The organism is Desulfitobacterium dehalogenans ATCC 51507 (assembly GCF_000243155.2).
In the GTDB taxonomy this organism is placed as follows: Bacteria; Bacillota; Desulfitobacteriia; order Desulfitobacteriales; family Desulfitobacteriaceae; genus Desulfitobacterium; species Desulfitobacterium dehalogenans.
The window spans coordinates 467,672-492,725 of record NC_018017.1 but is presented as its reverse complement, the minus strand read 5'-3'; the positions used below and the strand labels follow the sequence as shown (position 1 = coordinate 492,725).

At 45.5% G+C, this 25,054-nt stretch carries 21 protein-coding genes and 1 tRNA gene; 7 read left to right on the top strand and 15 right to left on the bottom strand.

Annotated features, from left to right (window positions below; genetic code table 11):
* Positions 1-126: 126 nt before the first annotated feature.
* A complete protein-coding gene (locus DESDE_RS02385; protein ID WP_014792441.1) occupies positions 127-339 on the bottom strand; it encodes a helix-turn-helix domain-containing protein in 213 nt (70 codons plus the stop codon).
* 196 nt (positions 340-535) lie between these two features.
* Positions 536-865, bottom strand: coding sequence for a helix-turn-helix domain-containing protein (locus DESDE_RS02380; RefSeq protein ID WP_014792440.1), 330 nt, complete (start codon positions 863-865; stop codon positions 536-538).
* Positions 866-1,016: 151 nt separating this feature from the next.
* Between DESDE_RS02380 and DESDE_RS02375 the strand changes: the two genes are divergently transcribed.
* The 3 genes from DESDE_RS02375 to DESDE_RS02365 all read left to right on the top strand — a co-directional run bounded on the left by DESDE_RS02375 (position 1,017) and on the right by DESDE_RS02365 (position 2,317).
* Entirely contained in the window at positions 1,017-1,394 is a 378-nt protein-coding gene (locus DESDE_RS02375; protein WP_014792439.1) for a LytR/AlgR family response regulator transcription factor, read from the top strand.
* A 128-nt stretch (positions 1,395-1,522) separates the two neighbouring features.
* Positions 1,523-1,906, top strand: a complete 384-nt coding sequence (locus DESDE_RS02370; protein WP_014792438.1) for a winged helix-turn-helix transcriptional regulator — start codon at positions 1,523-1,525, stop codon at positions 1,904-1,906.
* A gap of 120 nt (positions 1,907-2,026) precedes the next feature.
* Positions 2,027-2,317 (top strand): hypothetical protein, encoded by a 291-nt coding sequence (locus tag DESDE_RS02365; protein ID WP_014792437.1) that lies wholly within the window; start codon positions 2,027-2,029, stop codon positions 2,315-2,317.
* A 155-nt stretch (positions 2,318-2,472) separates the two neighbouring features.
* On the opposite strand, the gene DESDE_RS02360 is transcribed toward DESDE_RS02365, so the two are convergent.
* Positions 2,473-3,327 carry a DUF3102 domain-containing protein gene (locus tag DESDE_RS02360; RefSeq protein ID WP_014792436.1) on the bottom strand — a complete coding sequence of 285 codons (855 nt, stop codon included), beginning with the start codon at positions 3,325-3,327 and terminating at the stop codon, positions 2,473-2,475.
* A gap of 486 nt (positions 3,328-3,813) precedes the next feature.
* Between DESDE_RS02360 and DESDE_RS02355 the strand changes: the two genes are divergently transcribed.
* The gene (locus tag DESDE_RS02355) at positions 3,814-4,977 is read left to right on the top strand and encodes an iron-containing alcohol dehydrogenase (protein ID WP_014792435.1); all 1,164 of its coding nucleotides are present in this window, start codon (positions 3,814-3,816) and stop codon (positions 4,975-4,977) included.
* Between the two features lie 69 nt (positions 4,978-5,046).
* On the opposite strand, the gene DESDE_RS02350 is transcribed toward DESDE_RS02355, so the two are convergent.
* The 12 genes from DESDE_RS02350 to DESDE_RS02295 form a co-directional block, all read right to left on the bottom strand.
* Positions 5,047-7,284: an ATP-binding cassette domain-containing protein gene (locus tag DESDE_RS02350; protein ID WP_014792434.1), complete on the bottom strand. Its 2,238-nt coding sequence runs from the start codon at positions 7,282-7,284 to the stop codon at positions 5,047-5,049.
* A gap of 291 nt (positions 7,285-7,575) precedes the next feature.
* The gene (locus DESDE_RS02345; protein ID WP_041917190.1) at positions 7,576-7,980 is read right to left on the bottom strand and encodes an MFS transporter; all 405 of its coding nucleotides are present in this window, start codon (positions 7,978-7,980) and stop codon (positions 7,576-7,578) included.
* A 10-nt stretch (positions 7,981-7,990) separates the two neighbouring features.
* Complete coding sequence (locus tag DESDE_RS02340) at positions 7,991-8,248, bottom strand: MFS transporter (RefSeq protein WP_148269896.1); 258 nt, start codon at positions 8,246-8,248, stop codon at positions 7,991-7,993.
* A 23-nt stretch (positions 8,249-8,271) separates the two neighbouring features.
* Positions 8,272-8,511: a hypothetical protein gene (locus DESDE_RS02335; protein WP_041917188.1), complete on the bottom strand. Its 240-nt coding sequence runs from the start codon at positions 8,509-8,511 to the stop codon at positions 8,272-8,274.
* Between the two features lie 292 nt (positions 8,512-8,803).
* Positions 8,804-8,900, bottom strand: a tRNA-Sec gene (locus DESDE_RS21535).
* Positions 8,901-9,012: 112 nt separating this feature from the next.
* Positions 9,013-10,035, bottom strand: a complete 1,023-nt coding sequence (nrfD, locus tag DESDE_RS02330) for an NrfD/PsrC family molybdoenzyme membrane anchor subunit (RefSeq protein WP_014792433.1) — start codon at positions 10,033-10,035, stop codon at positions 9,013-9,015.
* Between the two features lies 1 nt (position 10,036).
* A complete protein-coding gene (locus tag DESDE_RS02325; RefSeq protein ID WP_014792432.1) occupies positions 10,037-10,642 on the bottom strand; it encodes a 4Fe-4S dicluster domain-containing protein in 606 nt (201 codons plus the stop codon).
* On the bottom strand, positions 10,632-11,327 hold the full coding sequence (locus DESDE_RS02320; protein WP_041917187.1) for a TorD/DmsD family molecular chaperone: 696 nt from the start codon (positions 11,325-11,327) through the stop codon (positions 10,632-10,634). Before DESDE_RS02320 ends, DESDE_RS02325 begins: the two co-directional genes overlap by 11 nt.
* A 13-nt stretch (positions 11,328-11,340) precedes the next feature.
* Positions 11,341-14,430, bottom strand: a complete 3,090-nt coding sequence (locus tag DESDE_RS02315) for a molybdopterin-dependent oxidoreductase (RefSeq protein ID WP_014792430.1) — start codon at positions 14,428-14,430, stop codon at positions 11,341-11,343.
* A gap of 685 nt (positions 14,431-15,115) precedes the next feature.
* Positions 15,116-16,480, bottom strand: a complete 1,365-nt coding sequence (locus DESDE_RS02305; protein WP_014792429.1) for a sigma-54-dependent transcriptional regulator — start codon at positions 16,478-16,480, stop codon at positions 15,116-15,118.
* A 1-nt stretch (position 16,481) separates the two neighbouring features.
* Complete coding sequence (locus tag DESDE_RS02300; RefSeq protein WP_014792428.1) at positions 16,482-18,320, bottom strand: sensor histidine kinase; 1,839 nt, start codon at positions 18,318-18,320, stop codon at positions 16,482-16,484.
* Positions 18,321-18,355: 35 nt separating this feature from the next.
* Complete coding sequence (locus DESDE_RS02295; RefSeq protein WP_014792427.1) at positions 18,356-19,375, bottom strand: ABC transporter substrate-binding protein; 1,020 nt, start codon at positions 19,373-19,375, stop codon at positions 18,356-18,358.
* A gap of 797 nt (positions 19,376-20,172) precedes the next feature.
* On the opposite strand from DESDE_RS02295, the gene DESDE_RS02290 reads away from it, so the two are divergent.
* The 3 genes from DESDE_RS02290 to DESDE_RS02280 are packed head-to-tail and all read left to right on the top strand — an operon-like array spanning position 20,173 to position 24,749.
* The gene (locus tag DESDE_RS02290) at positions 20,173-20,850 is read left to right on the top strand and encodes an ABC transporter ATP-binding protein (RefSeq protein WP_202947932.1); all 678 of its coding nucleotides are present in this window, start codon (positions 20,173-20,175) and stop codon (positions 20,848-20,850) included.
* Entirely contained in the window at positions 20,847-23,414 is a 2,568-nt protein-coding gene (locus tag DESDE_RS02285) for a COG1361 S-layer family protein (RefSeq protein WP_014792425.1), read from the top strand. Before DESDE_RS02290 ends, DESDE_RS02285 begins: the two co-directional genes overlap by 4 nt.
* A 3-nt stretch (positions 23,415-23,417) precedes the next feature.
* Positions 23,418-24,749, top strand: coding sequence for an ABC transporter permease (locus tag DESDE_RS02280; protein ID WP_014792424.1), 1,332 nt, complete (start codon positions 23,418-23,420; stop codon positions 24,747-24,749).
* Positions 24,750-25,054 lie beyond the last annotated feature (305 nt).

Genomic DNA, 25,054 nt, shown 5'->3' with positions numbered 1-25,054 from the left:
CCGTGCGGATGGAGGATCTTCCATAATACAGCCCGTCCCAAATACGAAGGCGCCTTCGTATTTGGGACGGGCCGGCAGTATATTTCATTCACCCACGGATTTCAAAGGCATTCCGCTAATCTAACCTCAGCAATAAGGTTGCTTATTTTCTGTAAGCCCGACCAGGTAGTCGATACTGGTTTTATAAAACTCTGCGAGCTTAATCATGATATTCAGCGGAACATCACGCTCCCCTCGCTCATATTTGGAGTATAAAGATTGATCGCACCTTAGGTATTTCGCAATTTGTTTTTGAGTTAGGTCATGATCTTCACGAACATCACGTATTCTTAACCGCATCAGCATCACCAAAGCAAGTATATCTTAGGACTATAAGTCCTATTGACGTATTGGACTATTTGTCCTAAAATCATACAACAAAAGTCCCCTATGTGATTGTAATTATTATCGGCATTTATGATGACATTTGCCCACTTCGCATACAAACAGGCTAAAGCTTAACAAATAAAAAAAGTGCGTCTGCACTTTTTCAAAACTATAGTTTTTCATCAACTACCCACGTTATAAAATGGTCAACCAGTTTAAGTTTTTTCTCATCGCAAAGCTTAATCTTTTGATTGATTTGAGCAAGCAGGCTGTCATTCTCGTGTCTGACGATACCTAGCAAAAAGTAATCCGGAGTGATATCCAGGGCCTGGCATATTTTCATCAATGTTTCGATGCTGGGAATAGAATGGTTGTTTTCTATATTGGAAATGTGGTTGTTACTAAGTCCCGTAGCTTCTGCAACATCATCCTGGGTTAGGTTCAACACCTTGCGCCTTTTCGCAATCCGTTTGCCTAATTCTTTATAATTAATCTCCAAATCTTATCACCCTGTTTAACCTTATCAATTATGGATAATATTCTTAACAAAATGTAAGGGTATTTATACACTTGTACTTGTATCCTTATAGATATATAATGGTTTAAATACCTTTTTAGTTGTATCTAAAAGGCTTTGGAGGAGACGAGTATTGCTTACTATCGGTATTTGCGATGACAGGCCCTTGTGTCGCCAGCTATTGGAGGAATTCATCCATTTATATGAAGAAGAAAAGAGAGTTCTATTTGATATTTACCAATTTGGCAGCGGCGAAGAGCTTCTCGAAGAACTTCATAAGCCTGGTATGATTCTTGACCTTCTTTTTCTTGATAATAGCATGAAAAAGCTGACCGGCCTCGAAACCACCCAACGAATACGGCAATCCGATTCCATGTCAGCATGTAGCATCGTATTTGTAACGGCTGATGTTCACGATCAATTCATGCAGGTCCAACAAGTAGTAGGCAAGCCTATTACCCGGGAGTGTATTGATACACTATTAGACAAGGTTCTGGCCAAAAAGACGTAATAGTAAGCTTTACTTTTTAAACCTCATCTTCCATTTTCGCAAAAAAACACCTCCCACAATTTCAGCTTGACATGGTTTAACTATCATTTATTATAGTTACTATGTAAATGATAGGTAGGAGGACAATTATGAAATACGAGCCTAAAATCGAAAAAGAAATCATGTGCCCTATCGAATATGGACTTAATGTTTTCGGAGGAAAATGGAAAGCGAGAATTTTATGTGTACTCTCTACAAACACAGTGATTCGTTATAATGCCATCAGAAAGGAGCTCGGCAATATTACTGATGCGGTCCTTGCCGCTATGCTTAAAGAGCTTATTGCCGATGAATTAATTGAACGAACACAATATAACGAAATTCCTCCCAAAGTAGAGTATGCACTGACAGACAAGGGGCACTCAGTGTTACCGATTCTTCAAAACATCTGCCAATGGTCACGACAGCAGACCAAAGATGAATTGGAGAAAAAACTTCCCCCCTGTAAAACTTGCGACCAGCTTAAAAAATAGTTACTATTAAGTTTATTAGTCACTCATAAAATTCCTAATATATTGAGCGTTCATAGTGGGTTTGTTATACTCCAGTCATGGTCAAACCCATAAAAATTAACGCCAATGGAGGAATGGAATATGAGTGTAAAAGCATATCTTGAAATCACTATGGTGATTAACGAAACCAATCGCCCTGCGGCTGGAAAAGTCTATGCTGACTACCGACAGCCTTTCTTGCGCCAAGTTAAAGGCGCACTTACCAAAGATTTGCTTATCCGTAAGGAAGATGTGCAGGTTTTGCACGGCTTTGACAGCGTAGAAAATGCCCAAGCATACTTGAGTAGTGATATGTTCAAAAATGATGTTTTTGTTGGTCTTAAACCCCTGTGGAGTACAGACCCTGATGTAAAAATTTATACTGTCGCTTAAATTAAGTGCAATCGCCACAACAAAAACCGTTATGGCAGCAAAATTATAATGCCTTTTTATAAGCAATAACGCCATGCGGCGGTTTTGAACTGTTCAAAACCGCCGTTTTTCTATTGAAAAATATCCTTGCCACACCATGGCTGACAGATCCCCGTTTATATTCTCTCCTTCACTCCCTTCGCTAAAAAATCCATGATCTTATTTCTATACACTTCATAGGTCTCCGGCTCCTTGGCTGCGAACTCTTTCATCTCATACAGCAGCTCTCGATAATTCCGTACCATGCTCTCATATAAAAAGGCGATTTGATTGGCTTTAGCCCTGTGATAGGCAGCGTTAAGATTGTTGCTCATTCTTGTGATGGCCTTGGCGGATGTACTCTCTTTTTGGGATTTCAACTCCACGCTCAGCCTCCCGACTTTAGCCGTGACCTCTGCCTGAGACTTGCTTAACTCCCCGTTCTTTATCTTCAGGCTATCCAGCTCCTTGGTCAGCCGATCGATTTGATTTCCCTGATCCTCCACAGTTTCCTGAAGTTCCGTTCTTTCCTCCAAAGCCCGATCCCGATCTTCGACAGCCTGACGCCGCTCCTGAACCGCCTTTTCCAGCTGGCGGGTGGACATACTCTCCAGATCCAACTCCGCTATAAATTGAGTCCGCTCCTCTTCCGGGACACCCAGAAGGATAAAAGCCTGGGTATAGCTCAGATTAGGCAATGCCTGGGCCTCGGGGCCGGGAGCATTCAGTGGGGCCGTGCCGGCAGAGACCGACGGCTGACTCCCATAGGCATCAAAGACGCGCATCAATTTCTGGGCCGTTCTATCCGTGTAATTTACGGACTCCTCCAGCCACTTCAGCCACTCCCCATGGGGAAGCAGCTCCTTGGCCTCCCTCAGGCGGCGGCCGACCTCAATGGCACCGGCCAGAAGGATTTTCTCGGTCTGGTGCCTAATCGTGTTAATTTCAGCCGCGATTAAGTGCGGCGTCCGCCCTGTGGTCAAATCACCCATATGCTGCAAATCCTTTCCTTGGTTGTTTTTACACTCAGCATATGGAATTATGCCCCCGAAGGTGCAAACCTTTCTTAACACAGCAAGTCCCAAATACGAAGGCGCCTTCGTATTTGGGACTTGCCTAGTTGCCGCTTATATTATATTTCTTCATCTTCGACGATTAAATAGTTTGACAAGTCAGAAAACAGAAATGTATATAGCTAGGATAACATATCCAATTGACTCGAACAACACTTGCAGGTTAAATAGCCCTTGTGTGCCAACATAGAACACTGGTTGGTTTCCAATGTACAAAAATGGTGCAGGAGCTTTACCAATTCCAATAAAAAAATCATCGCATTCTGACGGAATAGACGGATATTTCCGAATATTTTGCCCATCGGATGAACTTTTCCTTCTCTAAACTTGAATGGCATGCGAATTGCATTGTAATAATAAAACAACATCCCGAAAGGGAAATAAAACTTACGAGGAGGATAAACAATGTCTGTAGTGCATCAAGTTTATGGCTACTACATGCCAACTGTCAACCTTATGGGAGCGGGTGCAGCCCAAGAGGCAGGGAAACAAGCAAAGATTTTGGGGGGCAAAGTTGCACTTCTGGTGACGGACGCTTTTCTTAATCAGAGCGGACTGGCCAAACAGATTGCGGAGATTATTGAAGCCGAGGGTGTTAAAGTTGTCATCTATCCTGGAGCAGAACCCAATCCTACCGACAAAAATGTTCATGATGGTGTCGCGGTGTTTGAAAATGAAGGCTGTAATATGATTGTTTCACTGGGAGGAGGATCTGCTCATGATTGTGCCAAAGGTGTAGGACTGGTTGCTGGAAACGGCGGCAATATCCGTGATTTTGAAGGAGTCGATAAATCCGAAAAACCAATGGTACCTATGATTGCTATCAACACTACGGCAGGAACAGCCAGCGAGATGACCCGGTTCTGCATTATTACCGATACGGATCGCCATATTAAGATGGCTATTGTGGACTGGCATGCTACCCCCAATGTGTCCATCAATGACCCATTGTTAATGATCGGAAAGCCTGCCCCTCTGACCGCCGCCACCGGTATGGACGCCTTAACCCACGCTGTTGAGGCGTACGTTTCCACTGCAGCTACGCCCATTACCGATTCAGCTGCTTTAATGGCGATTAAGCTCATCAGTAAGTACCTTCGTCGTGCTGTTGCCAATGGCAATGATTTTGAAGCCCGGGATAAAATGGCCTATGCTCAATTCCTGGCAGGTATGGCGTTTAACAATGCCAGTTTAGGTTATGTTCACGCCATGGCCCACCAGCTAGGCGGCTTTTATAATCTGCCTCATGGTGTTTGTAATGCCATACTTCTACCTCATGTATCCCGCTTCAATCTGATTGGAAACCTTGAGCGCTTCGTAGATATCGCAAAAGCTCTGGGCGAGAAAGTAGAAAAATTACCTGCCAGAGATGCAGCAGAAAAGGCTTTGTCCGCAATTACAACATTATCCCAAGACATCAGCATACCCAGCGGACTCTCTGAGCTTGGCGTAAAAGAAGAGGATCTCCAAACCATGGCAATCAATGCAATGAAAGATGCCTGCAGTCTAACCAATCCCCGGCTTGCTAAGCTCGATGATATTATTCAGATTTATAAAAATGCTTTATAAGTCTTAGCACTAAAAGGGGCGGCCCTGTGGCCGCCCCTATGCCCTTTGATTAAGAAAACTCCCTTTAACCTACAAATAATTTGCCGTAATGGACTCCTGACACTCCTTCAATTCACCGGGTGGTCCTTCAAACAGAATCTGTCCGCCTTTGCTGCCGCCTTCGACACCTACGTCAACAATCCAGTCGGCATTACGAATCACATCCAGATTATGTTCAATGACAATTACGGTGTTGCCCTTCTCCACCAGCCGGTCAATGATGGCCAAAATTCCCGTGATATCGGACATATGCAAGCCTGTAGTCGGCTCGTCCATGATATAGATATTGCCTTTTTTGCTCAATTCCTTAGCCAACTTTAAGCGCTGGCATTCTCCTCCGGACAGGGTGTCCAACGGCTGCCCCAGAGTCATATAATGAAGGCCCACATCCACAATGTGCTTCAGCTTGTTTTTGATTTCTTTCTGGCTGAAAAAATCAACCGCTTCAGCAATGGTCATCGCCAGTACGTCAACAATGGAGCGGCCATTATACTGATACGCCAGAACCTCTTGCTTAAACCGTTTGCCGCCGCATTCCTCACAGATCGTTTCTACCGAATCCATAAAGGAAAGATCGGTTTCAATATAACCCCGCCCTTTGCACCCCTCACAGGCCCCCTCCGAATTATAACTGAACAGCCCGGCGCTGACCTTATTTTCTTCCGCAAACAATTTACGGATTTGATCCATAATGCCTGTATAGGTGGCCGGATTGGAGCGCAAATTGGCGCTGACGGCGGACTGGTCGATGATAATGGCCTCCGGATATTCCTTAGCAAAGACCCCATTGACAAGGGTCGACTTGCCGGAACCGGCCACCCCTGTCACCACCGTGAAAATCCCTTTTGGTACTCTTAAGCTAATGTTTTTCAAATTGTGTAAAGTACTCTTTTTCGTTTCATAAAAATCGCTGCTGGTCCTTGGCTTACTCTTAATCGGCAGACTCCTGCCCATATATTCCCCGGTCAGGGTCTTGGACTTCAGCAGGTCGCCGTAAACACCCTCGAACATGATCCGCCCGCCGCTTACGCCCGCATGGGGTCCTACATCAACAATATGATCGGCCACCCTGATCACGTCAGGGTCATGCTCAACCACGATGACCGTATTCCCTTTATCCCGCAATTTGATCAGCAGTTCATTAAGTCTGTGTACATCCCTGGGGTGTAAGCCAATGCTCGGCTCATCAAAAATATACATCACATCCGTCAAGCTGCTGGTCAGGTGCTTGACCATTTTAACCCTCTGGGATTCACCCCCGGACAAGGTGGAAGTTTCCCGGTCCAGGCTGACATAATCAAGCCCGATTTGGATTAAATCATGCAACCGCTCCGTCAGATTTTTGATGATGGGTTGGACGTTAGCATCTTCAATCTTTCGGATTAAACCAAGAAGCTCATCCACCTGCATAGCCGTCAGATCAGCAATGGAATAGCCCATGATTTTCGATGCCAAGGTATTTTCGTTATAGCGTTTACCCCCGCAGTCAGGACACTGCATTTCCGTCGTAAACGGCGCGATTTTCTTCTGGGATGCCTCAGATTTTTCGTACTCGGTTTTGATGTGCTGCCGAATAAAACGCTCCACCAGACCTGCATAAGTGGTGTTCATTCCGTCAACGATAGCCGATTTGATTTTCTCCGGCTGATGATAGACCAGCTTGTGGTACTCCTCCGGAGAGTAATCCTTAATTTTTTTATCACAGTCAAAAAAGCCTGTAGAGGCATATATTTTCCACTGCCATGTCCCAGGGGTAAAGCCCGGCAGCAAAATCGCCCCCTCGTTCAAGGACTTTTCCTTGTCCAAGGCTTTCTCCAGATCCAGAGTAACCGTCCTGCCGATTCCCTCACAGATCTTGCACATGCCATTGGGGTCATTAAAGGAAAAATACTGGGAAGGCCCGATATGGGGCTGCCCGATCCGGGAAAACAACAGCCTGAGCAAGGGATTGATATCCGTGATTGTACCCAGGGTCGAGCGGGAGTTACCCCCGATCCGTTTTTGATCCACAATAATCGCTAATGAGAGGTTTTCAATGGCATCCACATCGGGATGACCATACTTCGGTAAAAAGCCCTGAATAAATTTACTGAAGGTTTCATTCAATTGCCGGCCCGCTTCCTGGGCGATCGTCTCAAAGACAATGGATGATTTACCTGACCCGGATACACCGGTAAAAATGGTGATCTTCTTTTTGGGGATGTTCAAGCTGATGTTCTTTAGGTTATTCGCTCGTGCGCCAACGATTTCAATAGAGTCATGTACCATATTGGGTCTCCTTATATAGAATATTAAGCTGCCCTCTCACAACCAGAAAATGAGAATTTCCTAATATTATGCCATATCTTGGAGTAAAATAATAGAAGGTTCCCCAAAAGTCATAATGGCCACCCCAACTATATAAGTAGTTATGTGTTACTTATCTTTAAATTTGTGTGAAGCCGCTTCTTCTTGAAAATAATCTGCAAAAGCATAATTAACAGCACATTAGCCACAGCAAAAACACCATAAGTCGTAAGATAGGTTCCTGTTACATCAGCCATAAAACCCACTAATGAATTACCTATGGCACCACCAAGGAATATCATAAGGAGTTAAGGTTGAGAATATTTTAACAAGAATCGGGTTGCCCAAACCGATTAGGATCGTTAATAAATAGGCTTTGGCCTGACTTCCATCCACTAAAAAGGCGGAGGCTAAGGCCAACCCCCACATAATAAACAAATACCAATTGGTAGCAATGATCCCAAAGCGGTCGATGATCGCCCCTGCCAAAAGCTTGCCGACGATCAATGCACCCCCGAAAAGTGAAAATACCACTGCAGTAAATATAGGATCATAACCGATAGAGATCAGAAAAGAGGGAAGATGATTATTGATAGGACCTATCATAATTCCTACAGAAAGTACCGTAATTATCAATCTCCAATATCTTTTCGAACGCAGAGTTTCTGCGAAAGTCATCCCTTTAACCTCAAAATATAAAGGCCCTTTCCAGGCCAAAGCCCTCAATCCAATAGGCTACTATAGGGGGAAAAATCATACTCCCAATACCGGAGCCCATAGCGCTGAGGCTTATGGCAATTCCTCTCTTGGTACTGAACCAGCGGGTAATTAAGAGTGATGCAGGAACCATGCCTCCGCCGCCGGAACCAATTCCCACCAACAAAGCAGCCGCATAACACTGAAGCAATGTTTTGCACCAGGCAAAAAGAAGAAAACCTTCAGCCATGCACAAACCAAAAATAAACATAGCTATTCTGGTACTATAACTCGATAGATTCTCCCACTGAACACTAAAATTAAAATACTGCCGACGCTGATCATGGACATAACCGTGGAAACCTGGATTTTCGTCAGGTCTAACTCCTCAGCCAAAGGTGTGACAAAGATCGAAAAGACGTTAATAGCCAAACCTACACAGCAAAACACCATAATCATACAACCGAAAACAATCAACCAGCCATAATGGAATTTCTTCTCAGGCTCATTCATACTGCACTTGCCAACATATATCCTAAACCGGCAAGGGCAAGATCTGCTAAAGTCATTTAAAACCCCTCCATCATTGCTAAAGTGGGACCCGCCATCCTTCCAACCCGCCTTTAGTTATTTATTCGAAATCAGACTGCCAGCTAGCGAACAATCATCAACTATCTGTATCTTACCACAAATATACCGTTAATAAATGCAGGGATCTTTCATTCTCCAATATTTAAAAAGAACACGAGGCAAACGGTTTTTTTGCTAACCTCGTGTCCTATTTTTTTAAACTCGGATAGTTTTTTGGCGGGAACGTGTAGGAGTCGAACCTACCTCGGCCGGATCATCCGCCCGATAACGGATTTGAAGTCCGCAGAATCCACCGGAATCCATTCGTCCCCTTAATTCCTTATATCATAGACTACTTTCTACTGACTTCATTTCAGCTTAAGCTTGTAACTGACAAAGTCTGAATTGTGACCTTACACTACATCACTTGATGTGGAGAGTCCCTCAACTACTAATACTTTTAGAAGACGTCGAGTGGAATACTCTTCTGCTCAGATAAGGCAGCACGAAGAGCAAGACTACTCCCAAGGCGAGAAGAACGATTACGGAAAGCCACTCCATCCCTCCACCCTGATGATAGAGCTGTGTTCCCACCGTCGGCAATTCCTGTCCTCCGAACACAAAATTATAACGGAGAGCAAAAACCCCTGCCAGACTGAATACCCCCACCAGACCTAAGGTCGCGGAAGATTGTTTGAGGGAAAGAAGGATCAGGGGCAATACGATACCCACCGCAATTTGAATTCCCCAGAAAGTAAAGGCCTTTTCCCCTGCCAGAAGATTCATGACCGTCAGCTCTCCTTGGGCTCCCAAGAAAAAGACGGTGAGCAGATGGAAGAAGACAAGGCAAACTTCCAGCACCACAAACCACACTTTTAAGGTGTGCAGGGCACTTTCATAGTCGGCCCCGGGAACCATCTCTTGAGTGAACACTTTCTTCGTCAGGCTGATTAAGCTCAAAGCCGCAACACAGCCGGATACTAAAAACAGAACCGGCAGCAAAGCGGAATTCCAAAGGGGTTTGCCGGGAACGACTGCTAAGAGGAAGCCGGTGTATAGCCCTAGGCAGACTGCCAAAACGGCACCTATTTTACCGAAAAGCTTCACTCTTTTCTCTTGGCCCTGCCACAAGAACCAAATATAGGGCACACAGACAATTCCATAGAACAAGAGGATGAAAGACCCCCAAGACATGATGGAGGTGGGATTAACATTAAAAAATAAATAGAGGGCTCTGAAGGGCCGGCCCAGATCCACAACTAAGGCGAGCAGCCCTGGAACCAAGGCTGCCAAGGCCATGAGCGCCGCAGGTTTGGCTAAAGGTTTGACAGGTTGCCAGCCAAAAACCGTACTTAACGCTGAGATTAAAAACAAGCCTGCACTTAGCCCTGCCAGAAAGAAATAGAGCACGATGAGAGGACCGAAGGCAGCGTGATGCTGTATTTCATAGACAAAGGAAAAATCCATTCTACTTCCTCCCTTCCAAATCCTTTAGGCTTATTCCGTCAAAGGCCTCGTCTAAGCCGATATAGAAAACACTGGGCTGAGTACCCAGCTCTGAGCGCAAGACTTGCGTCGGATGTTCAGCAAGCAAACGAGTAATTTCACTGTCAGGATCATTTAAATCTCCAAAAATACGGGCATGAGCAATGCAGTTGGAGACACAGGCCGGCATAAGTCCTGCCTTAATCCGTCCGATGCACAAATCGCATTTTTCCGCCATTCCTGTTTCCGGATTCAGGAAACGGGCATCATAGGGGCAGGCCGCAATGCAGTAGCGGCAGCCGATACATTTGTCAGGATCAATGACAATGATGCCTCCCTCATCCTTATGAGTCGCGTTGACCGGGCATACGGTTTGACAAGGAGCATCTTGGCACTGATTGCACAGGCGGGGAAGTTTCACTCTCGTCACATTAGGGTAGATACCTTTGTCTCCTTCAATAACCCAGGAACGATACACACCTTCCGGTATATTATTCTCCATTTTACAGCTGACAGTACAGGAATGACATCCGACACAACGGCGTAAGTCGATGACCATACCATAGCGCGGTTCCGAATTAGCACTCAACGCAGATTCCTCCTCTGCTAAAATAATTTTTTACATCTTGATCATCTTCATGGAGCCAAATCTCCAGGGTCTTGATTGCCTGAGAATAAAAACCGTTTTCCAGGGTCCTTAAAGCCTCGGCTAAACTGGGAATCCACATCAAGAGATGTTCAGCCATGAACTCCTTTTGAATCTCAAGCCATCTTTCGGCATTGCCCTCCCGTGCTTCTTTTCTGGCCTCATGTTCCTGTTGGCATAAATAAGCCATATACGCTAATTCAAACCCGACATGGTCTGCCAAGGGAATATTCTTAAGAGGGGAAAACAGCTCCAGGCGATAGGGATCAAACCCGGTTAACTCATATTGCTGCTTGATCTGAGCTGTCAGAGAGGTGTTGATCTTTCCGAAGGACGGTTTGGGCTTTTGTTTAAAACATCGCAGGGCCGATTCATAAGGAGGAACATATTTCCCGGACATCGGAACAAAAAAGCAATCATAGTAATCCTGGCGAAGTCTCTCCATTGTTGCCTGTGCCTCTTCTGGAATCCTTATGCCGTTCTTATCCTCTAAAAGCTCACCTGACAATGAGCTTGAGAGTTTTTGAATGGTGAGCCATTTTTCCAGTGTTGGTTCCTCCACGAGGAGACTGGCAAAAAAGGCATAGGAGTGAAAACGATCCCTTGTCCAGTCCATTACATCTTTCATTTTTCGTCCCCCACTACACCTTGAGGATTTTAAAGGCACCGCCATTACGGCTGGTTCCTCCGGTGGACATTTCACTGAATCCGAAGATCCCATTTTTAACTTTAGGATCGATTAAGCTGATTCCCGAAAGAAAGACTCCTTGCCCCGACCCGGGATAAGCTGACACTTCTTTCTCCCCTAAAGTGTATTTTTTGGCACCATACTCCCAGTGACCATAGCCATAGGCTATACCCACTGAACCTCTGGCGATCCCTTGTCTCACCTGTAAGATTCCCTCAGCTTCCCCTCCGGTAGCGGAAACCAGTCTTACTTTGTCACCGGATACAAGGGCCAATTGCTCAGCATCTTCCGGATTAATCTCTACCTTATTGGCTTGATTCAATTCCCTTAAAATCGAGTTTTCCAGCATAGTCACACTTCTGAATTTTGCTTTATAGGAAACGGCTTTAAAGGGCCATTCTGATTCGGGGAAAACCTGATCAAGGGAGGTGCCATCCGATAATGTCTCCGGATTATAAACAAGAGTACCTGTCTGGAAGTGTTTGCCTGTGAACGAGTTTTTGGCTAAAGCCATCTGCTCTACATACAGATTAAAACACCCTTCATGGGGATATCTTGTGCGATCTCCCTCATAACCTTTGCCAAATTCTTCGAACCTTCCTCCACGGGAAAGGATAAAAGCGGCTTTGCGGTGTTCTTCTAGTTTTAAGCAGTCTTTCCAGTTCTGCATGTAACTTTCCAGATCCTGAATTTTCATTTCCTCATCGGTAATATCGGGAACCGGTTGACCATCAAAAGCCACATTGGCAACGCCCCGCAGGAAGTAATCCTCCGGTGTATTCAGAGCATACGTATTTCCATCCGCGTCCTTTAAGGCATTCTCACCGAAGCCCGGCAAACCTATTGCTTTTGCTACATCAATAATATAATTTTCGTAGCAGGCATAGCGGTTGTCACTGAGCTTGGCCGTTAACGGTGTTACAACAGGCCAACGAAGGGTGGTTACCTTTTCTGAAGTATTTCCCTCACTATTGGCAAGCCCCCAACTTTCATAAGGAGTGGTATCAGGTATGATATAATCTGCCAACGAAGTTGTTTCACCCATAAAAGCGTCAATGGCAATGAGCAGGGGTACTCTTTCTACTTTTTTCAGCTCATCAATAATATCTTGCCGACCTGCTGCAGGAGTGGTCATCAAAGGATTGGACATCCAGACCATCACCACTTTGGCTTGGTATGGATAACTGTTGACCACGGAGAAAAGGGCCTGATTGTCCGAAGCGCTACCAATCGGATGCCAGGGTAATTTTGACGGATAAGGATTCTCCCCTTTGGCAACCTTTTGCTTATATTCAGGCGTCTTCTCATAAGGAACTCCAGTCCGGCTTATAAGAACCCCTTTACCTTTAATATTAGGCGCGTTAGCAACCGTCCCTAAGTCATAACGGGGACCAGCTTCAAGAGACTTATAAGCGACACGGCGTTTAAGCATACCACCCTTTAAGTTATAGCAGCCCACCATTGTGGCCAGGGTGTGCATAGCATTGGCTATATCATACCCATTAGCAGAGGCCGTATTACCCGTTCCATCGACCGCAACTTTAGTTCCATGGGATGTAAACTCTCTGGCTATTTCAATGATTATCTCTTCAGGCACTTTACATATTTTGGAGTAATCAGCAATTCCTTGACTGAAGACACTTTCTTTTAAAAGTGCAAAAGCCGTTTTAACCCGTATAGACCCACCGGACTTATCCTGTACTTCCCCGTCAAAGACCAGATCAGCTCTGGACACTTGATTATAGAGGACAGGCTGGTTCGTCTCCGGGTCGATGACCATGAAATAATCCACTTTTTTCGCCGGATTGGCGTTGGGAGGCACTTCCAAACCCAAATCCTCTGCCCGCAAGAGCTTGCGGTTGTTGGGATGATTCTCATCCACGATCACAAGATGAGAGGCATTGCACCAGCTGGCAAATCCTTTGCTCTTGGCGGCATCCAGATGAGGAGAACTTAAATAATCTTCATTATAGCGCTGATTATCAATAATCCAGTGCAGCATTCCCATAATAAAGGCTGAATCCGTTGTCGGTTTGATGGGAATCCATTTCGTATTTTTACCAACAGGAGAAATGGCACCACCGCACAAAACCGGATCGACTACGACTACTTTGAGTTTCCCTTCACCTGTTTGCTTGGCGACCTGCCTTGCAATAGTAGACATGGGCTTTCCACTATGACCGGGAAAGGCCCCGATATATAGGATAAACTCCGCATGGTTTACATCCGGTCTCATATTTTGACCGCTTGCTAGTACCTGACCCGCAGGTATTTTCGAACCCCCTCAGGTGTAGCCGTGGCCAAAATTATTGGGGGTACCAAAAGCACCGGTAAAACGGCCGGCAAAGGCAGTCCGTCCATCTCCCCGTCCTCCGAAGTGAACCAGTTGAAATGATTTGGGTCCTAATTCAGGATTCGACGTATCCATTGGGGCATTAGGGTTATAAACATTCTTTATCCCCTCAATAGGAGCTGTTTCTCCCAGATGGGCAAATGGAGTGCCCCCCTCCACCGTTTCCTTGACCGCTTCTTCCCAAGTGATAGGCTGCCATTTGGCTTCTCCCCGCTTATCCGCGCGTTTGAGGGGAACTAAAATTCGGTTGGGATCATGATGCGCTGTCAAGGTTGCATTTCCTCTGGCGCATAAAGCCGCTCTACCCTCATTCCCCATGTCCCGATAGGTACTGAAAGACAGATAGGAATCCAGGAGAGAAGTCTTCATGGAGAGATGGGGCTGAGCACTGGAAGGATTATAAGGATTGCCCATAACCCGGGTTGCCAGCCCTGTCTCCTTATTTATTTTTACTCTGTTTCCACATGAACTGTAGCAACCCAGACAAGCACTATTTCTCATTAAAATATTGGGGTTAACCTCCACACTCCCCAACGTTAAATCGATTCTTGCCTCTACCTCCTGACTGCTGGTCTTTTTCGGTATAAACCCTGGAGGCTGTTCGGCTATAATCATTCTGTCATAACCGAGGCCGCTTGCTGTGACAATACCCGCAGCTGCTGTGAGCTTGATAAAATCACGACGCTTCATAGATAAATCATCCTTTCTGCATAATAATTAAGACAGCATCCTATCATTAATGCAAAAAGCTTGCCAACTCGTATTAGAGGTAATAATCACAAGTGTAAGCCTCACCGCCCGGCAAAAAGCGCAAAATGACCCGGTCAAAATGACAAGCATGGGCATTTTGACCGGGTCGAGTAGCTTTACGCGCAACGCACCTTCGGGCGTGATCTCCTGAAACCTTCCACTGGAAGGTTTCTTGATCGGAGACTCACGTTCTCCATAGCTCCAGGGCTGGTTAACTCGCTTACTTAACAGCTTCGCCAAACCCCGCTACTTTCTGCATGTTAACCGATGGCTACACTACGTTAAGAAAGCGACCTTAACCTGACCGCCCCTCCGCTAAATCCGTTCGCTTTTGTGCGCAAAGCTACGCTTGCGGGTCTTTGGGGCTGTGTAGCTACACTGCTCAGGCCTGTAAGGCAACCCAAGGATTTTGCTTTAAGGCAGAGAACGAATTCTAAGCGAGCAGGTAAGCAATCTTCGCAAAAAGACAGCAGCGGAATCGGGTTGGAAACAGGACGTTTCCAACCGGCTATGAGGCAGGAGCCGCACCCGACGCAGCGGAGGTCTTGAGCGATTAGATTGCTCTGCGCGGCTTATGGAGTGAACGTCGAAAGCAAAATCCTGGAGAATTCTCCTTCAGGTTTTTTTATCCCAGGGATTCGATCCCATACTCTTTTACTTTGCGATACAAGGTTTTAAGACCGATTTTCAATTCCTGGGCTGCTTTTGTCTTATTCCCCCCTGTCATTTTCAGTACCTTTAGAATATGTTGACGTTCGCAGTTCGCCAGAGAAAGATCGACGTCTCCCAAGTCAGGAACCTCCCTCTCCATCCCCTCTTTAGGAATGGTTATCCTCTTTTTCATTTGAGGATGAAATAAATGCTCCGCTTCGATCGTTGAACCGTAGGAAAGTAACGAACCACGTTCAAGAATATTGGCCAGTTCTCTGACATTTCCCGGAAAATCATAGTCTAACAGCACTCCGAGAGCCTCCGGGCTCAGAGTTTTATTTTTCAGGCATTTCTTGGTTAGTAGATAGTCTGCCAGCAAAGGAATATCCTCTCTATGATTTCGTAAGGGAGGTACCTCTATTTGCACCACATTTAACCGATGATACAAATCCTCCCGAAACCGTCCAGCCGCAACTTCTTCTTCCAGTTTCTTATTGGTCGCGGCGACTACTCGCAACTTGACTTTACGGGATCGGGTAGCTCCCACACGAAAATATTCACCATATTCCAGCAATCTGAGCAATTTAGCCTGAGTACTCAATTCCATCTCGGCAATTTCGTCTAGAAAAAGAGTTCCCCCTTCAGCGATTTCAATTAAACCCATTTTGGCACCTGTCGCTCCCGTAAACGCTCCCTTTTCGTGACCAAACAACTCACTTTCGACAAGTTGATTCGGTAAGGCCGCACAATTTAACGCTTGAAAAGGCTTATCCTTTCTTGTACTCCAAAAATGCAGGGACCTGGCAATGAGCTCTTTGCCGCTGCCGCTTTCTCCCAGTACAAGAATGGTTGCTTCGCTGTCCTTCACCTTTTCCACCATATGAATAAGTCCTTTTATTTCCGGGCTTTGCCCGATAATCGGTTCGCTCCCGGTTTGACGTCTTAAAGCTTCGGAAAGCCCTGCCGCTTGCTCTGCCAAACGCTTTTTTTCATAAGCTTGGGTCAAGGTGAATTCCAGTTTGGTTGTATTGCAGGGCTTGGTAAGATAATCATAAGCACCTTGCTTGATGGATTGAATAGCCGTCTCCAGGCTGCCATGCCCTGTGAGCACCACAACTTCAACAAAGGGATCGGTCTCTTTGGCGTGTGTTAATAAGGACAGCCCTTCGCCGTCGGGAAGACGCTGATCCAGAAGAATCACATCATAACTGACCTTACCCAACCAATCCAATGCCTGTTCGATAGTATGAGCCAAATCAATATTGATTTTTTTCCTGGCCAGCCTTTGTTTCAGGAGTGTAGCATAATCCACTTCATCTTCAACGATCAGCAGTTTCATCTCATTGCACCTCTTTCGTATGCGGCAGCTTGACCGTTACTGTGGTTCCCTCCCCCAGCCTGCTTGCCATGGCAATCGTCCCTCCTGCCTGTTTGATTAAGCCATAGCTTACAGCGAGTCCTAACCCGGTTCCGAGTCCAGGCGGTTTGGTGGTAAAGAAGGGTTCAAAAACTCGTTTTAAATCCTCGCTGTTGATGCCTTCCCCATCATCTATCACTTTCAAGCAGACGCAGTCAGCCTCATTTTCCGTCACTAACTTCAAAACACCGCCCGGTTTCATAGCCTGAGCCGAATTGCAAAGAAAATTAAATATGACCTGTTGGATCCCCGGGCCATCTCCCCAAATTAAGGGAATAGTCCGATCTAAATCATACTGTACCTGCACTTGCTTTTTTTGCAGCATATAATGATTCAATTCCAGTGCTTTTTGGATGAGCTCATTTAAATTATAAAAGTCATAGGCATTATTCTGGTTACGCTCTTGACGAGAAAAATCCAATAGATTCTGGGTTATCTGAGAGCACCGGTCAGCCTGTCTGGCTATCAAATCCAGATAGCTGTCTATATCTTGTTCTTTCTCCGGTTGATCGGAGTTCGTTTTTTGGAGTTCATAACGCAATTCCTCGACGGAAAGACAGATGGTTGCCATAGGATTATTAATTTCGTGAGCTATGCCTGCAGCCAATAGCCCTACCGATGCCATTTTATCCGCCTGGCGTAAGGCACTTTCCAGTTCGCGCTTCTTCTTCAGTTCTTCACTCAGTTCATTAAAGGCTGTTAACACCTCGCCTATTTCATCCTGGCTTTGAATGGGCAGCACAAAACCTGCTTCTCCAGAGGTAATGCGCTTAACGCCTGTCTTTAAGATATCCAACTGCCGGAGGAAATAGATTACAAAAAACAAACTTATACCCAGAACAAGGAGCATCAAGATCAACGTGCTTAACCCAAAGGTATTTCTCAAATGGATATAGGATGAAAAGGCTTTTGTTTCCGGTTGTTCATAAACAACCGCCCAATCCGTTCCGCTCACTTTCGCATAAGCGCCAACTACCTTTTCACCGGTATAGGACACATATGTTCGAACCAAAGGATTTTCCTTAGTGAATTCTTCCTCTTCCTCCGTCAGAAAAGGAAGGCTTGCCTGTACATTTCTATTAGAGAGTACCTGGCTGAAATCCTCATGCCCAATTAAGTGTCCTTCTTGATCCACCAGGAAAAGGTATGCTCCGGAAGTCCCCGATACTTTAGATAAAAGATCCACAACACTACGCAGGCTGATATCTGCCACAATTGCACCCTTAACATCATTGCCCTGCAAAATAATCGGGATGGCCAATTGAAAATAAGGCTGGCCGTGACTATCTAACAACACTGGACCGATATAGGTTTGATAATCCTTGATGAATTTAAAGATGTTCTCAACATCTTTTTCCTGGATTGTCACACTTCCCCCAACATCGAATCGGGATACTCCAGTGATTTCATAACCTTTTGCATCAAGCAAACTCATTCTTTCCACATAGGGAAGATTGGTAAGACAGCTATAGAGCACACGCTCCTGTTCCTTGGTATCATGACCTATCAGAATATTGCCATTCGCTTCCGAGAGAACAGTTATAGCCCGCTCCGCTTCCTCCAGAAGGAAATTTATCTCTTTGACAACTCGGGAAGTCCCATAAGAATGCTGATATTTTACAGATTCCCAAAGATAATTTTTAGCTCGTGATAAGTTGTATCCTCCCAGAAAAAGCAAAGGAATAAGGGACATAATAATACTAAAAGCGAGGAGTTTAAAGGCAATGCTTTGGAAACGCTTTGCATATTTAGGAATATTCATCAATGGGAATCATCCTTCAACTTAAGCATTGTTTTCTATCGAATGAATTCTGACGCACAAGCAAAACCTGCCGGATCAATCTCAGCTTCAAAAGCCTCCGCCGCCTTGGTATTGATGATAAAATCAACACGAGCCGGCGCTTCCACAGGAATGGCCGCTGGATCCTGTCCTTGAAGTATCTTAGCGACTATTCTGGAAGCTTGAATTCCCTGTTCTCTATAATCCATCCCATAGGAGGCCAGAAATCCTTTTTTCGTCTGATTAGCACTCACCCCAAAGCTTGGGAGCATCTTTTCCTGAATAAGAGGGCTTATGGAATCCGTCACCGACTCCATCAAAAGGCTGCATAGCAGCATCACCCCATCCACTTCCCCAGGCTCGATCCCGCTGATGGCATTTAATGCCTCGACCTCATTCTCAACTCCCACCGGTATCACAGTCATGTCAAATTGAGATGCCACACGATTCAGAAAATCGATGGATGGATCCACTGGAGTGATAGTCTTATCATAGAGTACCATAACTTTTTGTACACCGGGCAGTAAACGTTTAAAATATTCCAAACGCTTACCCGATAATTGTAAATAGTAGTTATCCACTCCCGTTATCTTTCCCCCGGGTTGAGCGTAACTCTTCACAAGGCCAAGTTCTTCTGCGAAACCTACCCCAATGAAGACAATAGGGATTTGGCTGTCTGCCGCAGCCTGTTGGAGGGAAAGTGTCTCTCTTTCTCCCGTGCCAATTAATAGATCGGGACTTTGTCGAACCAATTCTTGGGCAAGCTTGGGAAGGTCTTCAATTCTATCTTTTGCACTGACTATTCTAAGCTGGATATTGACGTTTTCTTCATAGCCATATTTTTTTAATCCCTCGATCATGCCTTTAACTTTATCACTACGCAGATCAGAACCCATTAAGACGCCAACTGTTTTTAGAGGGGTTTCCTGAGGAAAAACATTCTGTTTGTTATAGCCGACCAGCGTAAAGCATAAAACAAAAAGCAAGACAAATAAGATTGCTTTATTTAAGCTAAATCTATAGTTACGGAATTCCATCTTGATGTTCCTCCCTTAAATTTCTTAATCTTTATCTATGTTGAGTTATGTGCAAACTTACGCAATTTGTCCAAATAATTTATGTCATATAGAGTTAAAATTTTAAAATGCTTATTATATCATAACGCGAAAAATTAGTTTATACCAGAGTCAGAGAACAATGCAGCTCACACCTAATTTGGGTAAGCATGAACTTGAACCATCTGAAGGCTTTTTATTTTTTCTCTACTCTGAGGGACAGGGTGTGCCCTACACCAAACTCGTTAAACCAGCCTTTCAATAGTGATATGATCCTGAATATTCTCCACCAAATAAATCTGAGCACGCTTCACCGTTTCCACAAGTTTTCTCTCATAATATTTTTTAGGCTCCCCTGCTGGCTCGGTTTTTCATAAAAAACCTTTCTGATATGCCAATAACAATCCCCTTAGTTAACTTAGGCTAACTAAGGGGATTTAACAAATACCTAAGTAGTGCTTGCTAAAAAGCACAAAATTCCAATAAAAACCTGATATCGCAAGGGTTTTGGTACATAGCTGTCGAATCCTAAGTGCATGGAAATATGAAGTTTAATTAAAAAAACCGTGCACTTAAAGATAGAACGATATACCGTAAACGGAGCCCACAACTTACTGATTAGGACGATCCGGGAAGTCCGCAAGCCGATAGACCAAGCCTGAAGCTTACAGATAGTGGCTTGATTGCTTAAAGCCAAATAAAGAAAATCAGGTAAAGGAGACCTATTTGATTTGGAGAGACCATTAATTGAAATCCGTAACCTTCGCAAAGAATACATTATGGGGGAAGAAGTTGTTGTTGCTTTAAAACGAATAAACTTCTCCATAAATCGCGGGGAACTGTGCTGCATATTTGGTGCCTCAGGTTCTGGAAAAAGTACGCTTTTAAATCAATTGGCAGGGATGGAAAAACCCTCTAAGGGGGGCGTAAAAATAGGCGGCGTTCCCATTTCGCATTTGAATGAAGATCAGCTTGCCGAATTCAGGCAAAAATATATCGGTTTTGTCTTCCAGTCTTATAATTTGCTTCCTATGCTAACCGCCACAGAAAATGTGGCCCTGCCCCTGATGTTTCGAGGTGTTCCGGAAGAAAAACGCAACGCCATGGCACGGAGCATGCTTCAAAAGGTTGGACTTGGGCATCGATTGCATCACTATCCCGGACAGATGTCGGGCGGGCAGCAGCAGCGGGTGGGAATTGCCAGAGCCTTTGTCACAAAACCTGCGGTTGTTTTTGCGGATGAGCCTACCGGGAATCTGGATACCAAAACAACCAAAGAAGTTATGACTATGATCAAAAACTTTGCCGGGACGTTTAAGCAAACCATCATCCTGGTCACCCATGACCCGGAAATGACAGTTTATGCCGACCGCATTGTGACACTGGTGGATGGCGAGATTGTCAGCAATGAAATAAAAAAACAAGCCGATTTAACCGGAATTAAGGAGGAATTATGAAAAGCACTCTGCAAAAATTGCGTTACATAATGGCTATGCTTTTGGCTGTAATTTTGATCGTTTCCCCCTTGACGACTGCTGCAGCATTAGGGGCCGATGCAACCGGTATAAAAAGCAACCTGGTTATAACCGGATATAAGGTTACTGATACTTCTGGAAACATCCTATCATCAGTCCCCTCGGGTTATCCGGTAAACCTGGAAATCACGGTGAAAAATCCAGGCATTAAGAGTTCTGAAGTATCAGGTTCTGCGGATATTGACGTATCCAAATTAGTGGATAGCTTTTCAGGGGATGGTAGTCCTGCAGTTACCATAACCTCTCAAAGCGATGCGCCGCTTGCCATGACCATCAAATTCTCTAATGTTAAGTATACCGGGTCCGGTAAAACCTTTAAGTTCATGGTTGGCTACAAGCGCTTATCCGTAGACTATGACATCACCGACTTATCTATAACGGAATGCGTTGATCAGGAAAACAAACCTGCCGATAACAAAGTAAACCCCACCCCCACCCTGCTGATAACCGGGTCTCTCAACCGGGACACCCTGAAACCCGATCAGCTCATGGATCTGACCATCAACATTGAAAACCTCAGCAACTCGATCCTTCAGGATGCGGTGGTGTCACTCACCCCTTCAGAATCGATTTACCTTGTGGCCGGTAAAACCACTTTCTTTTTAGATACCATTGGCGGCAAACAAACCAGGTCTTTTACCGTGAAAATCCAAACGGGGAGTGAGCTACCCCCGGCATCCCAAAGCGTTGGCGTGGATCTCAAATATAATTATGACAACGGGAATGCCCTCGTCCAAGGTACCGCCAGTGAAAGAGTCAACCTCATCAGCGAAGCCGATGAATCTTCTGAGCCCATTCTCTTCATCAGCGGCGTTCAAACGGACGAAGTCCTGAAAAGCAACGGCGAGCGGGATGTGACGATTCAAATCGTCAATATGAGCGATAAAGCCGTTTCCAAGATCAATGTTGTGCTCACTCCGTCGGACTCCATTTATTTTCCGAACGGCAAAAACTCCTTTTTCTTACCCAACATGAAAGGCCACAGCGAAGAACGCCTCACCGTGAGAATAAAGGCGGCGGGTGCGCTGACCTCGACGCTGCAAAGTATCGGTGTCGAGGTAAAATACTCCTATACCAGCGGCAGCAGCATTATCCAGGACACGGCCACCGGCAAAGTTGCTATTGTAACCGCTGACAAATCCCCTGCGCCCATTCTTTTTATCAGCGGCATCCAAACCAAGGACATCCTGAAAGGCGGCGAAGAGAAGGAGGTCACTCTGCAAATAACCAATATGGGGGAGACCACCGCTTCCGATATTACAGTTTCCCTCAATCCCTCAGACTCCATTTATTTCCCGGAGGGTAAAAACTCCTTTTTCTTAAAAAGCATTAAGGGCTACACGGAAGAAAGCATCACCGTCAAAGTAAAGGCCGCCAGCGAGCCGTCCTCATCCCTGCAAACCCTCGGTGTCGATGCCAGCTATTCCTATGACAGCGGCGGCGGTATGGTACCGGGCACGGCCTCCGGCAAAGTGGCTGTAGTGACTGAAAGCCATAAGGAAGCCGACGCCTCGGTCCCCTATCTCATTGTCAGCAATTACTCTTATGGGGGAGCTCCGGTAGCAGCCAATACAGCCTTCAAGCTGTCCATGGATTTTTACAATACCAGCTCTAACTTGAACATTGAAAATATTGTGGTAACCCTGGAAACAGGTGAGAATTTTTCTGTAGCCAGCTCCTCCAACACCTTTTACTATGAATCTCTGGGGGCGGGACAAACCCTTACCCAAGCATTGGATCTGCAGGCCTTGCTTGTCGCCAATGCCGGTCAAACCAGTATATCGGGTGCCAAAACCGTAGAAGTCAGTTTTAAATATGAGTATAACGCCGGCAGTAAACGCGCCACCAACACAATGAGCGAAAAATTGTCCATCCCCATTTACCTGCCGGATCGTTTTGAACTGGCGCAGCCCCAATTACCTGATTTCGTCTCTGTCGGGCAGGAGTCGGTTATTACTTTAAGCTATGTGAATAAAGGGAAAAATCCTATATCGAATGTCGAGGCGGCGATTGAGGATATTGCAGGGGAAATGGAAACGCCTGCCAAGGTCCAGCAGCTTGGCAATATTGAAGCGGGAAAAAGCAGCACCATCGGCTTTGCTTTTATCCCGTTACAGCCAGGAGAGCTGTCCTTCACCATCAAAATTACGTATGAAGACGCTAATTTAGAACCTGTCATCAAGGAATTTCCGGTGCTGGTCTCAGTTTTTGATGCGCCTCCCCCCATGGATATCGGAATGCCTGAAATGTATCCTGAACAAGAAAGCAAAATCCCTCTCCCTTGGCTGATTGGCGCAGCCATTGTCTTGCTGGCGGGTACAGGAATTGCCGTAAGGCGCATTAAGAAAGCCCGGGCACAAAAGAAAATAAGCGCCATCGACTTTTCCTGGGAAGAAGACGCGCCCGCCCAAGACCTGCCGCTGACGGAGGATAAAACCGACGGCAGCCTACCAAGCACAGATGAGTCTTCCAAATCAGAGGTATAGAGCATGACTTGGAAAGATATTTTAAAAATGTGCCTGCGCAATTTGCGCCGCCGCAAATCCAGAACCTTATTGACCGTGCTGGGGGTACTGATCGGGTGTTGCAGTATTGTCATTATGGTGTCCATCGGCATCGGCACGAAAGTCGCCCAGGAAGAAATGCTGGCTGAAATGGGAGATTTGACAATTATCACCGTTATGGTGCCCAATATGGGCAACGATCAAACTAAACTGGATGACGCCGGCATCAGAACGATTGCTCAGATACCCAATGTCATCGCGGTATCGCCTAAAATCTCTCCCGACGAACTGTTCAACGATATTTACTTTAAGATCTACGCCGGAATCGGTGACAGATATATCAACGATTGGCTCCCGGTGGCGGCCTATGATAGCTCCAGCCTGGAAAAGCTGGGATTCAAGCTTATGGATGGAGCATACCCCGCCAATACTAAGGGTGTGCTGGTCGGCGAAATGTTTGCTTACAATTTCCGAGATTCCTATCGGCCGGAAGGAAGCAATCGGGTTGACCGTTATGCCAATATCGATTTTGAGAATTTCGATATGGACCAACTCAAGAACAATATGCCGGACCCCTACTTCAACCCGCTCACGGCCCCCCTGACTCTGGTCCTGGAAAAGGAAGGCATCGCCAAGTACAGTATCCCCCTTGAAACAACCGGACGCATCAAAGAAGATTACAACAAAGGTTACGAAACCAGCGAAGGTATCTTGCTGGACCTGGCTTTTCTGGAACAGATATTAAAGGATTCCGGTGCAGCAAAAAACACCACCGAAAAGAAAAGCTATCAAAATGCTCTTGTTAAGGTAGACCACATTTCCAAAGTCGCCGAAGTGGAAAAGGAAATTAAGCGGCTTGGGTTTGATACGCGATCTATGGAAAGCATCCGTAAGCCCATGGAAAAAGAAGCGCGGCAAAAACAGCTGATGCTGGGGGGACTGGGGGCTATTTCATTGTTCGTGGCCGCTATTGGGATTACCAATACGATGATTATGTCAATCTCTGAGCGGACCAAGGAAATCGGCATTATGAAAGCGTTGGGCTGCTATGTAAAGGATATCCGACTCATTTTTCTTACGGAATCCGGTATTATTGGCTTCCTGGGAGGAGTTGTCGGCAATATCGTCAGTCTGATCATTTCACTGGTCATGAATTTTGTCTCGGAAGGTGCCGGCGGCAGCAAAATATCTATTATACCCCTCTGGCTTATCGGCTTTGCCGTTGTCTTTTCAATTTTTATCGGGGTAGGCTCCGGGTACTATCCTGCAAACAAAGCAGTGAAAATATCTGCTCTGGAAGCGATTAAAAGCGATTGATTCCCCTCGTGATGGGCACCCCCGGTCTTGGCTATACACTCCCGCGATCCGGGTACGTTAGGAACTTTCAACCCTTGGACTATATCCATGCAGGACGAACAGCTCTTGGGACCGTGCAAAAATTCAGTCTTAAAACTCAAAGTAGGGACAGACAATAAGGAACGGCCTTATCCAGCTGCAAAAGTGGGATAAGGTCGCCTGTTTTTAAATATTATACAGATGAAAGGGAAGCTGTGAAAATCAAGTTTTAACACAGCCCTCTAGTGTCCCATCGCCTTACCGGTTCATCGTAAGGTACTTAGATC

Bases quoted from the DNA above. Each gene is read 5' to 3' on its own strand.
- DESDE_RS02385 (WP_014792441.1), bottom strand. From the start codon at position 339: ATGCGGTTAAGAATACGTGATGTTCGTGAAGATCATGACCTAACTCAA.
- DESDE_RS02370 (WP_014792438.1), top strand. From the start codon at position 1,523: ATGAAATACGAGCCTAAAATCGAAAAAGAAATCATGTGCCCTATCGAA.
- DESDE_RS02365 (WP_014792437.1), top strand. From the start codon at position 2,027: ATGAGTGTAAAAGCATATCTTGAAATCACTATGGTGATTAACGAAACC.
- DESDE_RS02360 (WP_014792436.1), bottom strand. From the start codon at position 3,327: ATGGGTGATTTGACCACAGGGCGGACGCCGCACTTAATCGCGGCTGAA.
- DESDE_RS02355 (WP_014792435.1), top strand. From the start codon at position 3,814: ATGTCTGTAGTGCATCAAGTTTATGGCTACTACATGCCAACTGTCAAC.
- DESDE_RS02350 (WP_014792434.1), bottom strand. From the start codon at position 7,284: ATGGTACATGACTCTATTGAAATCGTTGGCGCACGAGCGAATAACCTA.
- DESDE_RS02345 (WP_041917190.1), bottom strand. From the start codon at position 7,980: ATGACTTTCGCAGAAACTCTGCGTTCGAAAAGATATTGGAGATTGATA.
- DESDE_RS02340 (WP_148269896.1), bottom strand. From the start codon at position 8,248: ATGGCTGAAGGTTTTCTTCTTTTTGCCTGGTGCAAAACATTGCTTCAG.
- DESDE_RS02335 (WP_041917188.1), bottom strand. From the start codon at position 8,511: ATGAATGAGCCTGAGAAGAAATTCCATTATGGCTGGTTGATTGTTTTC.
- nrfD (WP_014792433.1), bottom strand. From the start codon at position 10,035: ATGGATTTTTCCTTTGTCTATGAAATACAGCATCACGCTGCCTTCGGT.
- DESDE_RS02320 (WP_041917187.1), bottom strand. From the start codon at position 11,327: ATGAAAGATGTAATGGACTGGACAAGGGATCGTTTTCACTCCTATGCC.
- DESDE_RS02305 (WP_014792429.1), bottom strand. From the start codon at position 16,480: ATGAAACTGCTGATCGTTGAAGATGAAGTGGATTATGCTACACTCCTG.
- DESDE_RS02300 (WP_014792428.1), bottom strand. From the start codon at position 18,320: ATGAATATTCCTAAATATGCAAAGCGTTTCCAAAGCATTGCCTTTAAA.
- DESDE_RS02295 (WP_014792427.1), bottom strand. From the start codon at position 19,375: ATGGAATTCCGTAACTATAGATTTAGCTTAAATAAAGCAATCTTATTT.
- DESDE_RS02290 (WP_202947932.1), top strand. From the start codon at position 20,173: ATGGGGGAAGAAGTTGTTGTTGCTTTAAAACGAATAAACTTCTCCATA.
- DESDE_RS02285 (WP_014792425.1), top strand. From the start codon at position 20,847: ATGAAAAGCACTCTGCAAAAATTGCGTTACATAATGGCTATGCTTTTG.
- DESDE_RS02280 (WP_014792424.1), top strand. From the start codon at position 23,418: ATGACTTGGAAAGATATTTTAAAAATGTGCCTGCGCAATTTGCGCCGC.